The organism is Maridesulfovibrio sp. (genome assembly GCF_963678865.1).
Lineage (GTDB): Bacteria > Desulfobacterota > Desulfovibrionia > Desulfovibrionales > Desulfovibrionaceae > Maridesulfovibrio.
In genome coordinates this window covers 988,540-1,003,569 of record NZ_OY787459.1, presented here as the reverse complement: position 1 = coordinate 1,003,569, position 15,030 = coordinate 988,540, and the positions used below count along the sequence as shown (strand labels likewise).

10 protein-coding genes are annotated in these 15,030 nt (G+C 47.8%); 6 read left to right on the top strand and 4 right to left on the bottom strand.

The features are described 5' to 3' along the window. Nucleotides 1-199 precede the first annotated feature (199 nt). The 4 genes from dnaX to ACKU41_RS04515 all read left to right on the top strand — a co-directional run bounded on the left by dnaX (nucleotide 200) and on the right by ACKU41_RS04515 (nucleotide 5,783). A complete protein-coding gene (dnaX, locus tag ACKU41_RS04530) occupies nucleotides 200-2,140 on the top strand; it encodes a DNA polymerase III subunit gamma/tau (RefSeq protein WP_321404349.1) in 1,941 nt (646 codons plus the stop codon). Between the two features lie 68 nt (nucleotides 2,141-2,208). Then, nucleotides 2,209-2,520 carry a YbaB/EbfC family nucleoid-associated protein gene (locus tag ACKU41_RS04525; RefSeq protein WP_319780181.1) on the top strand — a complete coding sequence of 104 codons (312 nt, stop codon included), beginning with the start codon at nucleotides 2,209-2,211 and terminating at the stop codon, nucleotides 2,518-2,520. A gap of 293 nt (nucleotides 2,521-2,813) precedes the next feature. Then, nucleotides 2,814-3,419, top strand: coding sequence for a recombination mediator RecR (gene recR, locus ACKU41_RS04520; RefSeq protein ID WP_319780180.1), 606 nt, complete (start codon nucleotides 2,814-2,816; stop codon nucleotides 3,417-3,419). 171 nt (nucleotides 3,420-3,590) lie between these two features. Beyond that, on the top strand, nucleotides 3,591-5,783 hold the full coding sequence (locus ACKU41_RS04515; RefSeq protein WP_319780179.1) for an ATP-dependent RecD-like DNA helicase: 2,193 nt from the start codon (nucleotides 3,591-3,593) through the stop codon (nucleotides 5,781-5,783). A gap of 58 nt (nucleotides 5,784-5,841) precedes the next feature. Here the strand turns inward: ACKU41_RS04515 and ACKU41_RS04510 are convergent, their stop codons facing one another. Beyond that, complete coding sequence (locus ACKU41_RS04510; RefSeq protein ID WP_321404348.1) at nucleotides 5,842-8,112, bottom strand: GGDEF domain-containing protein; 2,271 nt, start codon at nucleotides 8,110-8,112, stop codon at nucleotides 5,842-5,844. A gap of 492 nt (nucleotides 8,113-8,604) precedes the next feature. Here ACKU41_RS04510 and xrt point away from each other — a divergent pair, with 492 nt between their 5' ends. Beyond that, nucleotides 8,605-9,549 (top strand): exosortase, encoded by a 945-nt coding sequence (gene xrt / locus ACKU41_RS04505; protein WP_321405243.1) that lies wholly within the window; start codon nucleotides 8,605-8,607, stop codon nucleotides 9,547-9,549. A 48-nt stretch (nucleotides 9,550-9,597) separates the two neighbouring features. Next, nucleotides 9,598-11,982: a tetratricopeptide repeat protein gene (locus ACKU41_RS04500; protein WP_321404347.1), complete on the top strand. Its 2,385-nt coding sequence runs from the start codon at nucleotides 9,598-9,600 to the stop codon at nucleotides 11,980-11,982. 21 nt (nucleotides 11,983-12,003) lie between these two features. On the opposite strand, the gene ACKU41_RS04495 is transcribed toward ACKU41_RS04500, so the two are convergent. The 3 genes from ACKU41_RS04495 to wtpA are packed head-to-tail and all read right to left on the bottom strand — an operon-like array spanning nucleotide 12,004 to nucleotide 14,859. After that, complete coding sequence (locus tag ACKU41_RS04495; protein WP_321404346.1) at nucleotides 12,004-13,041, bottom strand: ABC transporter ATP-binding protein; 1,038 nt, start codon at nucleotides 13,039-13,041, stop codon at nucleotides 12,004-12,006. Further along, a complete protein-coding gene (locus ACKU41_RS04490; protein ID WP_321404345.1) occupies nucleotides 13,038-13,826 on the bottom strand; it encodes an ABC transporter permease in 789 nt (262 codons plus the stop codon). The genes ACKU41_RS04495 and ACKU41_RS04490 overlap by 4 nt, the downstream gene beginning before the upstream one ends. Nucleotides 13,827-13,881: 55 nt before the next feature. Then, the gene (gene wtpA, locus ACKU41_RS04485; protein WP_321404344.1) at nucleotides 13,882-14,859 is read right to left on the bottom strand and encodes a tungstate ABC transporter substrate-binding protein WtpA; all 978 of its coding nucleotides are present in this window, start codon (nucleotides 14,857-14,859) and stop codon (nucleotides 13,882-13,884) included. Between the last annotated feature and the right edge of the window lie 171 nt (nucleotides 14,860-15,030).

The window sequence follows — 15,030 nt, the reverse complement described above, 5'->3', positions numbered from 1 at the left end:
TCAAAACCTTTTGATAAGGTTTCGCCGCAGGTTATTTAGAACGGGGTATTATTTGTATTTTTTTCCCCGCGTATGATTGTATGTGGGATTCGTTGCTAACAGCAGCGAAGCTTAATAAAAGTTTTTTGGATTCTTAAACCTTGCGAATCAAAAAAGGTTTAAGGTTCCCGGCAGGGTCGCCGAAGGCATCTTAATTATTATGAGTACATCGAATCTGACAGCAAAATACCGTCCGCAGACTTTTGCTGAAGTCGCAGGACAGGAAGCAGTCAAAACAATCCTTTCCCGTGCAGCGGCTCAGGATAAGGTTGCACCCGCATATCTTTTCAGCGGCACACGCGGGGTCGGCAAGACTACCATTGCCAGAATTTTTGCCAAGGCGCTCAATTGTAAAAATGCACCGACCGCCGAACCTTGCAACGTTTGTGACAACTGCCGTCAGATTACTGCCGGCGTGGGTGTTGATGTGGTCGAGATTGACGCCGCATCACACGGTAAAGTTGATGACGCCCGCCGACTCAAGGAAGATATCGGCTATGCGCCGATTGAATTCCGGTACAAGGTTTTTATTATAGATGAAGCGCATATGCTTACAGTGCAGGCCTTCAACGCTCTGCTTAAAACTCTTGAAGAGCCGCCGCCGCATGCGACTTTTATCATGGCGACAACGGAAACTCACAAGTTTCCGGCCACCATTATCAGCCGTTGCCAGCATTATGCCTTTAAGATGCTAACCAATGATGAGCTTACCGCCCATCTTTCCAATATTCTGAATATGGAAAAGATTGATTTTGAGCAGGGCGCAATTGATCTTATTGCCAAACGCGGCGCGGGCAGTGTGCGTGATTCCATGTCTTTGCTGGGGCAGGTGCTGGCTCTCGGCAGTGAGAAACTGCTGGAAGAAGATGTTCGCTCCATTCTCGGTCTTGCCGGGCGGGATGTTTTTTTCTCGTTAATGCAGGCGATTCATGTGCGTGATCTGGTTTCAGTGGGTGAGACTGTGCAGCAGGTTCTCGGGCGCGGACTTGATCTTGGTTTCTTTATCCGTGAACTGGGCAATTGCTGGCGAAACATGTTTTTGCTTAACCAGTCCGGTGAGCGGGCTGTGCCTTTGCTTGGATTATCTTCTGAGGAAGCTGCCGAGTTCATGAAATGGGCTCAGACTTTTGACCGTTCCTTTATCCATGCCTGTTGGCAGATGACCGTTGACGGACAGCGTAAAGTTATGACCAGTCTTGAACCGGCTATGGCTTTGGAGCTGCTGCTGCTCAACATGGCCAGTCTGAGTGACCTTATTTCCATGGAACGGGCCGGTGCGCTCGCTTCTGCTGCTCCAAGTCCGCAACAAGCACCGCAATCACTAAATCAGACTCCTCCTCCAAGTCAGCCCGCTACGGGTCTCTCAGGCGGTGGACATCAGACCAGCGGACAAACAGGCGGACAGACTCCGCCGTGGCAGGCCGGAGCTCAGCAGGGTATGCAGCCGCATCAGGTTCCGCCTCAAAATCAGTCTATGCAGAATCAGGGTATGCAGCCGCAGGGAATGGGGGCCGTGAATGGTCGCCCCATGGGACGTACAGAGTCCGGTTCTCCGGCCGGTAATCGTTCTGCAAACGATATGGGAGCTGAGGATTCCTCCCTCCCTGACGCGGCAGATTTACAGCTCGATACAGATATTAATCCACCCGTACCTGAACCCAAAAATACGGCAGCGGAACCTCATTTGCAATTGGAGCCGGTTCCTGAACCTGCTTCTGCCAAGCCGTCATTCCCTGCATCTGTCAGCGGTCCGCGTGATTTTGATGGCTTTTTGAAGTACGTGTCCGATAGCGGGAATGGTTCCATTTCCGGCCTGAGCAAATGTAAGGGTGAGTTGATAGACGGTAAGCTTGTCCTGACCTGTGCCAATCCGTTTCATCATGGTCAGGTGGCCGGACGTGACTCACGTGGGGTTGTCGAACGATTGGTTTCCGAGTATTTCGGCCCTGAAACTGAGCTGGAAATCCAGATCAGCCAGAAGGGCAAACGTAAAAGCAGGCAGGAAATTCGTGATGAAGTGGAAGCTCACCCGGATGTAAAAAGGGTGATTGAGTCTTTCGGGGCAAGTATTATTTCCATTGATCCGCGCAAAGATATTTAACCGGACCGACGGGATTTTTCCGGCGGTTCATTGTTGTAAACAAGTCAATTATCTCAAGGAGTAATATAATGAAAGGTATGAACGATCTCGTACGTCAGGCTCAGATTATGCAGCGCAAAATGACCGCTCTGCAGGATGATCTCAAGACCCGTGAAGTGGAAAGCTCTGCCGGTGGCGGAATGGTCAACGTGAAAGTTAATGGCTCTTCTGAAGTGCTTGAAATCAAAATTGACCCCACTATCGTTGAGTCCGGTGATGTTGAAATGATTCAGGATCTCGTACTTGCTGCAGTCAACGATGCCAACAAAAAAGCAAAAGCCATGATGGAATCAGAAATGTCTGCCATTACTGGTGGTATGAACATTCCCGGCATGTTCTAAATTATTTGATGCCTCCGGCGGCAGGGGAAGGGAAACTTTTCCAAAAGTTTCCCTTCCCCAGACCCCATCCTTTCAAAATTTTTTGATAGGGCTTCGTCGCCGGGAGAGCTGGTTTTTGGGGTGTTTTTTTGTAAATATTTTTCCCCATAGTGATATTTTATGTGGAACGATTTTTGAGCTTAGACGGTTCTGTTGTTAACAGATGCGAAGCTTACTAAAAGTTTTAGGAGAGTCCAGAGAACCTTTTTGTAAAAGGTTTTTTTGACCCTCGGAGAGCCGCCGGAGGCTTCTAAATGGAAAATTTACCTGAGCCGTTAAGGGTAGTCGCGCAGGAATTGGCGAAACTTCCCGGTCTTGGTCCCAAATCCGCACTTCGTATTGCGTTGACTATGTTGAAGATGCCCAGAGAGAAAGTTACGGGCATCGGGCAGAGCGTGATTGATCTGCGTGAGAAGCTTTGCATCTGTGAGCAGTGCGCAAGCATTACCGATACCTGCCCCTGTAAGATCTGTTCCGATCCCAAGCGGGAGCACGATAAGCTCTGTCTTGTTTCGGAATGGGATTCCTTGCTGGCAATTGAGGAGATGGGACTGTACCGAGGTTACTACCTCGTGCTTGGCGGCCTGCTTTCTCCGCTTGACGGGGTGACTCCGCAGCAGTTGGAGTTCCAGAAACTTGAGGAGCGCCTTGCAAAGGGAGAGGTCAAGGAACTTATTCTTGCACTGGGTGCCACTGTAGACGCTGAAGCCACTGCTTCCTATATTAAAAATATGGTTGAAAATAAATTTCCCGGAATCGAGCTTTCCCGTCTTGCGCAGGGCATCCCCATCGGATCGGAAGTTAAGTATACAGATAAAGAAACTCTCCGGCAGTCATTGGAATATCGCCAGAAGTTGTAGTTGAGTATAACAAGGTATGCCTTCCTGAATTCCAGTAGATCAAAACTATCAAAACGTTTTGGGATTCTTAAATCCTTTTGGAAAAGGGTTTAAGCCGCCGGAGGCAAAATAATTTAATCAAATAGCGCGTAGCGCATCAAAATGAAGCCCCGCAGGGTCGCCGAAGGCAAAATGTCAGATACGCTTACTGGTGAAGTCCGGACAGTTGTTTATCACAATGAAGAGAACGGCTATATTGTAGCCCGTGTCTCATCCAAGGACGAGCCTTCGCAGATTACGGTTGTGGGAGTTCTGGGCTCTCTTACACCCGGAGAATCGGTAGAACTCCACGGGCGCTGGAAACAGCATCCAAAGTTCGGCCGTCAGTTTGAGGCCGATTTTTATGAAAGGGTCCGGCCTGCGACCGAGGCCGGAGTTATCCGGTTTTTGAAATCATCTTCCATTAAGGGCATCGGCGAAGCTATTGCTACTGATATGGTTAAGACTTTCGGCATTGACGTGCTGGATATTCTTGACGATGAACCGGAAAAACTGCTCAAGATCAAAGGTATTTCCAAGAAGAAGCTTGAAGATATCAAAGAGTCGTGGTCATCCCAGCGCGAGATAAAGAATCTTATCCTTTTCCTGCACACACATGATGTTCCTCCCACTTACGCTGCCAAAATTTTTAATCTTTATGGTGCGCAATCTGTCAGCAGGATAAGTGAAAATCCTTACGAGCTGGCTTATGAGATCCGGGGTATCGGTTTTAAAACAGCTGACACAATGGCATTGAAACTCGGTTTCGCGCCGGATTCTCCGCAACGTATTGAAGCGGCCATTATTTATTCATTGTTTTCTATGAGTGAGCGGGGCGGACATATGTTTTCCCCGAAAGCCAAGCTCATCGAGGATGTTGCCAAGATGCTCGGCGGGGTTGATCTGGAGCTGATCAGTGAGGGCATCCTTTCCCTTGAAGAACGCAAACGGGTCCGGGTGGAAAACCTGCCGGAGCAGGACATCGACGAGGCTGTTTTCCTGATGCATTTTTACCGTTTTGAGCGGGAGATCTGCAAAAGGCTGCATGGGTTGGTCAGCCATCCGTCACCGGTCAGCCGGGAAAAGGTGGAGAAAGCCCTACCGGAAGTTGAAGCGGAGCTTGGTTTCGAGCTTTCAGATGAACAGCGTGAGGCTGTCTTGGAGGCGTGTGTAAATAAATTTTTTATCATCACGGGGGGGCCGGGTACAGGTAAGACCACCATCACCCGTGCCGTGGTTATGACCTTGAAAGAGCTGGGGCTTAAAATCAAGCTTGCTGCTCCCACCGGACGCGCTGCCAAGCGGCTTTCCGAGGCAACCGGGCGTCAGGCCTCCACCATCCACCGTATGTTGCAGTTTACCCCGGAAGACGGCGGATTTTATTACAATGAGGACCAGAAGCTCAAGGCTGATGTGCTGGTTGTGGATGAAGCTTCCATGCTTGATGCCCAGCTTTGCCTTGCTGTGCTGCGGGCGGTTCCTTTAACCTGCCGGGTTATCTTTGTGGGTGATGTGAACCAGCTCCCATCTGTCGGTCCGGGGAACGTGCTTTCTGATCTTTTGCAGAGCGGACAGGTGCCGAGTGCCGTACTGAATCATATTTTCCGGCAGGCACAGGAAAGCTATATCGTAGTCAATGCTCACCGTATTAATGACGGTGAGTTTCCTTTAGGGCATCCGGCAGAAGCACCGGAGGCCGATTTTTTCTGGATTCCGCAGGAATCTCCGCAGAAGGTGCAGGAAATGATAGCCCAGACTGTCTGCGAGAGGATTCCAGAGCGTTACGGCCTTGATCCAATGACCGATGTACAGGTGCTGACCCCTATGCATAAGGGCGATGTGGGTACCCAGAAGCTGAACGCATTGCTGCAGGAGCGCCTTAATCCCGGAAACGGAAAAGGGTTGAAACGCGGTTTTGTGGAATATCGAGTAGGTGACCGTATTTTACAGTTACGCAACAACTACGAAAAAGAAGTTTTTAACGGTGATCTTGGCCGGGTCATGTATATTAATTCCGAGGAAAATGAACTCACAGCCGAATTTGATGGCAATATTGTCCACTATGAGCTTTCAGAGCTGGATGAGTTGACCCTTGCATATGCGGTCAGCGTGCATAAATCACAGGGCAGCGAATATCCGGCAGTGGTCATGCCGATTGTTTCCCAGCATTATTTGTTGTTGCAGCGCAATCTGCTTTATACCGGGCTTACAAGGGCCCGCAAACTGGCTGTTCTTATCGGTAGCAAGCGGGCTTTTTCAATAGGACTGAATAACGTGACCGCAGGTAAACGATTTACCAACCTGCGCTATCGCATTAAGCAGATTTTCGATGAGAATTTATTGTGATCATGTTGCCGCCTGATGCTCAATTTTTATAGCTGAATGTCGGAGAGTGTCTTAAATTCTATCTCCGTCTTCTTTCCCGTACCCAGCAGTTTCCTTCTATGGATTTAGCCCATTTTTTCAGCGATGCGGCCTGTTCGCCGATCTCCATGAGATTCTGGTCCGGTTCGCAGTCGAGGATTGCCAGCGAAACTGATACGAGCGGGAATCTGGAGACATGTCCATCACGACCTTTTCCTTCCATCCAGCCGTTTCCGGCATCGTGTTCATTGTAGTTCTGTTTGACCAGTCTTTTAAAAATGCGGGTTACTGATTTGCATATGCGTTCAGCTTTTGTGGTGTTGGTAACCATTACGAAATCGTCTCCGCCTATGTGTCCCACAAAATCTCCATTTGTTCCATGTTTTTTGGTTGCCCATGAGATAATTTTGCTGATCTGGAGAATGATCTTGTCTCCGTTTTTAAATCCGTAAGTGTCGTTATAGACTTTGAAGTTGTCGAGATCTGCGTAGATAATGCTGTATCTCTCGCTTGCCTTCATACGGCGTCCAATCTCTTTTTCAATGTCAAGGTTGCCGGGCAATCCGCTGAGGGGGTTGGTTCCTTTGGCCATTTCAACCTGAACGTGGGCCAGTGTGTCCAGCAGACGCTGCACTGAAACCGTACCCATGAGCTGGCTTTTCCGTGTAACGATAACATCATCATATGCTTTCTTTCTGGACCGGGCCATGGCCTGCTGGGATACTTTTTCTACCGTGGTTTCGAGATCCACAATGAGAGGGCCGTCATCCATCACCGAGGATATCGGCTTGTTGGAGTAGAGGGCTACCCCGTACTTGCCGGAAAGGTGTTTGTTGAGGTTGTATTCCATGACCAGTCCGCAAGGATAATTATTTTTGATAACCACAATGCTGTTTCTGGCATTGGATTCTTTAAACAGCTGCTGAACCATGGGTACCGGAGTGTCTGATTCCACAAATTCAACTTTGTTGACCAGATTTTTTACCGGGATGCCATAGGTGGTTACGTTTGAAAGTCTGTCCGATGTCCGGCGCAGGGTCAGTGCTTTTTCACTGAGTTGCGGTTTTTCCTGTTGCGGTTTGGCAAAGAAAAATCCCTGTCCCAGATGGACGCCCATGTCGGTGACCGTAATGGCCTGTTCTTGAGTTTCAATGCCTTCCACGATCAGCTTGCCGCCGATTTTTTCGGCAAAATCTGTGAAGGTGTCGATCAAGGCCCGGTTGACCTGATTGGTTTCAATGTTGTCGACAAATGACTTGTCCAGTTTGATGTAGTCCGGCTTGATTTCGGCAATGGAAGTAAGGCCGGAATAGCCGGTTCCCGCATCGTCAATGGCAACGAGATATCCCTGATTGCGGTAATGGTCCAAGGTTTTGCGGAAGGTTTTAAAGTCTTTCACGCTATGTCTTTCTGTAATCTCAAAAACGATGTTGCCGGGTTTCAGGCCCCATTTATCCAAGAGGCGTTTGGTCTCCCCGGTGGTGAAGTTGGGGTCGACAATTGTTCTGGGGTGAATATTCAGGAAGAGTTTATGCTGGGGGCTGTGGTTACCGAAAGCCCTGATTGCGGCTTCGCGGCAGAGTTTTTCCAGCTGGAACAATTTCCCCAGTTTTTCCGCCATATCAAAAAGAGTCAGCGGTGAACGGAAGGGAGATTTTTGCGGACCTCTTGCCAGCGCTTCCCAACCGTGTATTGATTTATCGTTTAAATTTACAATTGGCTGGTAGTGGCTGCGGACATTTGAACCGATGATAATGTCGTTAAATTCGTTGCTTAATTCAAGTTTTGAAATATCGACGTTTTTTTGTGCCTCAAGGCGTGCTGTACCAATGGCTGAAAGAAAATTGGACCACAGTTTGTCATTTGAATGTTCAGCTTTAAATGAGGAATGGCCGCTATTAATGGTTATGCTATTTCCGGTTCGGCTTATCTGGTCGCTTTTGATGCGGTTTTCAATCTTGACTTTTAATTGATATGCCAGTTCCTGCAACGAAAAATTGCTTATGGTTTCGGTTGGATCCAGAAGGAAAAATTCTCCGGCATTAAATGAGAAGATATGAAAATCATCATGCTTCAGAAGTTTTTTACCTTCTTCTTGAATAGCTGACCGTATTTCAGCCTCGAGTTGTTCCGCCCATTCCGGACCGTACATGGCTGAGAGGGTGGGAAAGTCCTGAATTGCAAAGTATAATATATTAAGCAGGCCTACATTCTGGATGAGGCTGCCGATTCCCGGTCCCTCGAAGATATTTAGCTTGTCTTGGTGTGATTCAGCGAAACTGGAAGCTTTTTTTTTCAATAATTGCAGCATAATTAGTGTCCCCGACAGGTAACAGTATTCAATTTATCCGTATTATGGTCTTTGAATCATTACGGTGCGCAAGAATTACTCTCAATTCAGACTACGTTGTTACTGCAATGTTACAATGTTCAGAAGAATTGTTGCGGGGGTGGCTTTGCACCTGTTTTTGCAGTTCAAATTTGAAAGTTTGCGGTCGTTTATCTGGAAAAATTACACTGAGTTTGTTGTTTTATAATAAGATACGCAGACTTTAGATTGGGCGCGATAATGCGGTTGTTGTTAATGCAGTCCCTCCCCCCGGCAGAACCGGGGCTCATTGCACTAAGTTTTTTATTCCAGCAGGTTTGATGTTTCTGATCAGGCGTTTTTCTGTTACTCGTTAGTTCGTTCCGCTGTTTTTATTTGCGGGAATTATTGCTTCGGGGAGTGTTATACGTGGCAGCTTTTTTTTCTTTTGTTTCGGTTGTGGCAGCATGGATTGTGCTCTATTGGGATTCCTTTATGCCCCTGGTGAGACGGTGGAATACCGGTGATTCTTCCTATTGCTGGCTGGTAGTTCCCCTTGCCCTTCTCCTGGCGTGGCAGAGGAGGGATTTGTTGCCGAAAGTAATAACCCCGTCAACCGGATCGGCTTATGTCGTCCTGCTGCTGACCGGAATCTTTTTTTTCATGGGCAAAGCCTCGGCTGTTGATGCTCTTGTTTTTGTATCCATGTGGCTTTGCTTTGTGGCGTTGGTTCTTTTTATCTACGGCTGGCGTTCCATGAAAGCTTTTTTCTTTCCGCTTCTAGTGCTGGCTTTTGCTGTTCCGCCGCCGCTGTTTATCAACCGTATTTTGACTTTTAAATTACGCCTTATCTCATCAGATATTTCCGTTCGCATAATGCAGTTCATTGATATTCCGGTATTCAGAGAGGGCAATGTTATTGATCTCGGGTTGATCCAACTACATGTTGTGGATGCCTGCAGCGGGCTGCGTTATGTTTTTCCGACTGTTCTGCTCGGGATACTGATGGGCTGCTGGTTTAATACCCGAACATGGCAGAGGATACTGGTTCTCCTTTCAACTGTGCCAACTGCGATTTTTACCAACGCGTTGCGTATTGCCATTGTCGGTTATCTGGCCCGTAATGTTTCAGTGGAAACGGCGGAAAATTTTTTCCACGATGCTTCGGGCATAGTTATTTATTTGCTTTCAATCGGCCTGATGGCCGCATGCAGTCTGCTGCTGAATCTGGTCGGCGGTCGAAAGCCTGAACAGCGCGCCAACTCACGGCCTGGATATTATGGGAATCCAGTTGGAAGATCTTTGCATATTTTCATCATGGCTTGTGTTTTGAGCTTGTATTTTGCCGGAAATATGTATTTGCATTCAGCGCTGTTTGTTCCTGAGCGCGTTAGTTTTGATAATTTTATCAAGAGTTTTTCAATAAAGCTTAAGCCTTAGCTTCCTGAATAATGTTTCTGTATTGAATCAACAAACGCGGGGAAATCAATGCGAAAGAATAGTGTTGCGCTGGTGCTGATTATTGTAACCGTCTGTCTGTTTGGCGGATGTGAAAAAAGACGGGATGATTTTTACCAGAAGGCGTTGGACTACTACAGTAAAAAGATGAATACAGAAGCCGGTCTTGAGATTAAAAATGCTCTTTCCCTTGACCCTGAGTGTGCTCCATGCCGTTTATTGCTGGGTAGAATTTATCTTGAAAAGAGTAATTTTCAGGGAGCTTTTGTCAATTTCAAGTATGCCGCAGACCTTGATCCAGTGTTGGTCGATGCCAAGGTTGAGCTTAGCAAGCTTTATCTGCTGGCCCATGAATACGATAATGCCGGGGACATGGCCCGTGAGGCCTTGAATCAGGATTCAACAAATATTGAAGCCCGGCTGGTACTTGCTTCCGTTCTGGCTGAGAATAAAAAATTATCCGAAGCCGAAAAGATGCTTGAAATTGCCCTGAATGGAGATCCGGGCAACCCGGATGTGTATCTTGCCCTGAATAGTGTCTACTCACGTCAGGGTAAGATGTACGAGGCAGAGAATGCACTGCTGGAAGGGATAAGCAGTATTCCCCATGACACTTCCTTGCTGATGAAAACGGTAACTTTTTATCGTAACAGCAATCAAAATGACAACGCCGTTAAATATGTGGAAAAACTTTTGGAGGCAGGGGGAGGTGATGCCCGGACTGATGTTTTCGCAGCTGAGTTCTATTCTGCATCTGGAAACGTCGGCAAGGCTTCTGAATTGCTGGCCGGGGTCGTGCGCAACCATCCTGATAAAGCGGAGTTCAGGGTAATTTATTCAAGGATTCTTAATTCTCAGAAACGATTTTTAGAGATGGAGAATATTCTTAAGGAAGGCTTGACCTTAGATCAAACTTCTCTGCCCATCAGGACGGCCCTTGCCGGTCTTTATATGTCGCAGGGGCGGCAGGGTGAGGCGGTGAAGATTTTTGAGGATGGCGTAGCCCTTGATCCTGAAGGTGCCGAGAGCTCCGATCCTGTTGTTTACCGCAAGCAGTTGACCACAATGTTTTTGGATATGAATGATCCGGGTAAGGCTCTTGAGCAGCTGGACAAGATTATTGAACTCAACCCTGATGATACCGAAGCTCACAACCTCAGGGGGCGGATTTACCTTTTTGAGGGGCGCGGTCATCTTGCTGTATCAGAATTCCGGCAGGTGGTCAGGGATAACCCCGAGAGTGCTTCCTCATATGTATTGCTGGCCCGGGCGCATCTGATTAATGGTGAAACAAGTATCGCCATTGATAATCTCAAGGAAGCAATTTCTCTTGAGCCCGGCTATGCTCCGGCAAGAGAGTTGTTGATCAATACCTATCTCGACAGCAAGGATTGGCATCAGGCAATACTTGAACTGCAGCGCTTAGGGGAAAAGCGTCCTGACGACATTGGGATTATGGCCTCTATCGGCGATGTCTATGCCCTCAAGGGTGAGAGGAGCCTGGCTAACCGCACTTTTTATGAACTATCAAAAAAGTTTCCTGATTCCCCGGTGGGGCCGATGAAAATGGCCGAACTTGCCCGTGCTGAAGGCAAGTATTCCCTTGCTGAAAAGCATTACAACGAAGCCATGAAGATTTTACCTGATTCCTTTGCTGCGATTAAGGGGAAGGTTGATGTTCTCTGCGTCCGGAAAAGATATACCAGAGCAATAAAATTTTGCGAAAAATTGTTGGTCAGGTTACCCGATAATCCGCGTATCTATGAGTTGCTGGGACGGGTTTACGCAGACTGGGGACGTTTTGAAAAAGCTGAAACCAATTTTTTCAAGGCTGTGGCACTTGCACCGGAATGGATGCTTCCTTACCTGCGGATCGGTGATTTGTATGTTGCCGATAAGAAACTCCAAGCCGGAATTGCAAAATTCAAGGAAGAGGAAAAGAAAGACAGCCAAAGTCCCGGTCCGAAGTTTATTTTGGCACTTTTATACGAGAAGTCCGGGGAGTATGAAAAATCGCGTGAGGTTTATTCAAAGCTTCTGCAGCAGCATCCCGGATTTCAGTTGGCGGAAAATAACCTTGCCTATCTTTTGGCTACAAGGTTTTCGGATAATGACGAATACATGGCAGAAGCTTTGAAGCTGGCCCGTGAGGCTGCCGGCAGCAAGAGTCCGGAAGCACTTGATACGCTCGGTTTTGTGCTTTACCTGAATGGCGAATATAAGCAGGCATTGCATGTGCTGAATTCTGCTCTTCAGATTCTTCCGGGATTTCCAGCGGCACTGTATCACAAAGCCATGGTCATTAATCATGAGGGAGAGAACGATGATGCCAAAGGTATACTTGTCAAACTTTTGAAAAACAAAGACTATTTTCCAGAAAGGGCAGAGGCGGAGACTCTGTTGAATCGGATATGATTCAAGTTTGAGTATCTGTAATTAAAACAGATGCAGACTCTGCTCAGGAATAGCCACCTTGATGGGCAGGCCCGGTTCAAGTTCGCCGTTACCGATCATTTTACGGGGTACAAGGGCGAATATTTCCATGTCTCCGTATTCAAGGGTTACTCTGGCGTGGAATCCACCGGCAGTGATTCCCTTGATAGTGGCGTAAAAACTGTTCTGTTCGTTGTGTTCCCCGATTTCACTACCCAGCAGGACTTCTTCTGGCCTGAAAGCGAGTCTTGTTTCCGAGCCTTCTTTTTCTTTAGTGTAAGTAAGATCGATATCGCCCAGCTTTACGTAATCGCTCATGGGGTTGCAGGGATAGATGTTACTCATGCCGACGAATCCGGCTACGAATTCAGAGCCGGGTGAATTGAAAATATCCCTGATTTTTCCTTTACGGACCAGTTTTCCGTTCCTGATGATTGCTCCGTTTGTCGAAAGATAAAGCGCTTCATCAAAATCATGGGTGACCATGACAAAGGTGATACCTGTTTCGCGATGCAAATTCTTGAGCAGGTCCTGAACTTCCTGCCTGAAGGCGGGGTCCAGTGCGGACAACGGTTCGTCGAGCAGCAGCACCGCCGGGTCCACCAGCAGGGCGCGGGCAATGGCTGCGCGCTGCCTTTCTCCGCCGGAAAGATGTAGCGGAGTACGGGTCAGTAAATGTGAAATATTAAGTTTTTCAGCAAGTTCGGAGGCTTTTTGTGTTGCCCTGTCTTTATTGATTCCTTTGTATTTCGCTCCGAATGTAATGTTTTCCAGCACACTCAAATGCGGAAAAAGAGCGTAGTCCTGATAAACAATGGACAATCCCCTTTTTTCAGGTGGAATTTGGGTGATTTCGCTACCGGAAATTTTAATGGAACCGGAAGAGACCGGAACCAGCCCGGCGATTGTTTCCAGCAGTACGGATTTTCCGGAACCGGTTGGACCGAGCAGGGTGAAAAAATCGCCTTCGGCAATATGCAGGTCGATTTCCTGCAGCACAAATTCAGGCAGTTCTATTGTCAGCTTTTCTATTTTTATCATGAATCCCTATTCCCCAGTCCGCGTGAAAGAAGTCTAAGTGCCGCAAAAAGCACAAGTGATAAGAAAATAAGCCAGATTGCCACCGGACGGGAGTATGACAGCCCGTAGGCAGTGAACCTTTCGTACATCAGTACCGGGGCGATCATGGGATGATAGGCTACAATGACCACAGCTCCGAATTCGCTGAGTGCGCGGGCCATGCACATGATCATCCCGGTCAGCAGGGATCGCCATGCCAGCGGCAGGGTTACCCTGAAAAATGTCTGGGCAGGAGAGGCCCCGAGAGTGCGGGCCGCTTTTTCCAGCCTTTCCGGTACGGATTCAAAACCGTCACGTGCAGCATTGAGGTAAAAAGGAAGTCCCACAAAGACCAGCACAGCCACGATGCCGGTATTTGTTCCCATAATGCGTATTTCGGCATCAATCAGTATCTGCCCTATCCAGTGGTTGCGTCCGGCAATGGACAGCAGGGCAATACCGATGACCGGATGCGGGATCATGATCGGCATGTCGATGATTGATTCAACCATTGCCTTGCCTTTGAAGTCCTTGCGTGCCAGCAGGAAAGCAAAAGGGGTGCCTATGGCGAAAGAAATAAGTGCAGCCAGACCGGAACAGAGCATGCTGCGGATGATGGCTGCGCGTACGTCCGGGTCCATGATTGTCTGAAGTAATTCATCGTAGCTGGACCCAAGAATCAACTGGCTTAAAGGAACTAGAATAAAGCCGAGGACCAGAATGGTGGAGACAATGCTGCTTACTGATGTCTTGTGAAATTTTCTCATGGGCTGGGAGGAGAAAGCCGGGTTCTAAAACCCGGCTTTCCATTTTTATCTCGTATTATTTTTTTACTTTAACAAGTTTCTGCAGTTCTGCGGGCATTTTTTTGACCATTGCTTCGTCCGGAACGATAGCCGGAATAAAGGGAGGCTGACCCATTTCTTTCAGGATTTTCAGGCCACCCTCTGGGGAAAGCATGTAAGCCATGAATGCAGTGGCAGCAGCCTTGTTAGGAGCATCCTTGAGCTGGGTAATGCCGTAGGTGATGGATTTTCCTATACGTTCGATGGTAGTACCGGGCTTTTTGCCGCTGACGGTCACTTTAGCCTGTTTGTAGAAGTTGTTGTATTTGTAATCGGAAAGGTTGATGTGTTTATCGAGGGTTATGTACTTCAGGCCGTGCTGTACTGCTACGGAGAGGTATTCCCATGCGTAGTCCATGTTTCCTGTTTTGAGCAGGGAGATCAGTTCGACTGATTTGGGGCGGACCCATTCTTTTTTACGCTGGGCGATCAGCTTATCGTAAAGGCCTTTTTTGCCGTAAAATTTTTCAGCCAGCTGCAGTACCATGACGCTGCGGTATCCGCAGGGGTCGAGGTTGGGGTCGGAGTGGCCCCAGACTACGCCGGGTCTCAGAAGGATGTCATACCAGTTGTCGGCATTGATTTCAGAAGCGAATTTGGATTTGTCTGTGTAGCAGAGAACCAACTGGTTGGAGGCAAAACGGATGTTGAAGTCCGCGTATTTAGGGATCAGGTTTTTATCGATTACAACGTAGTCTGCAGAGGCCATGATGTCTGCTGGTTTACCGACTTCAGAAATCATACGGGCCATTTTTGTGGAGCCGCCGGCTTCCCGCTTGATGTCTACTCCGGGGTGCATGGCTTCAAATTCTTTTTCCATTTTAGCGAGGGGAACAGAAAGACTGCCGGCATGGAACATTATTACATCGCCGCTGATTTTATCTGCGGCAAAAGCCGGAACAGCTGATATCAGGGAAAGCATCACAAGCATTACTCCTAAAGATATTAAACGCATTCTTCTTTCTCCGGTTGTAAGATAGTTAAAATTTAAAAGGAATCACAATAACCGTATATTTAGTAGGTGAATTATTGTCAAATCTTACATATGTCATTGCGTGCATAATAAAATTGTAGTGAGAGGAAAGAGTTTGCGGAGGGGATCAAGGGCAAAAAAAAGCAGCATGAA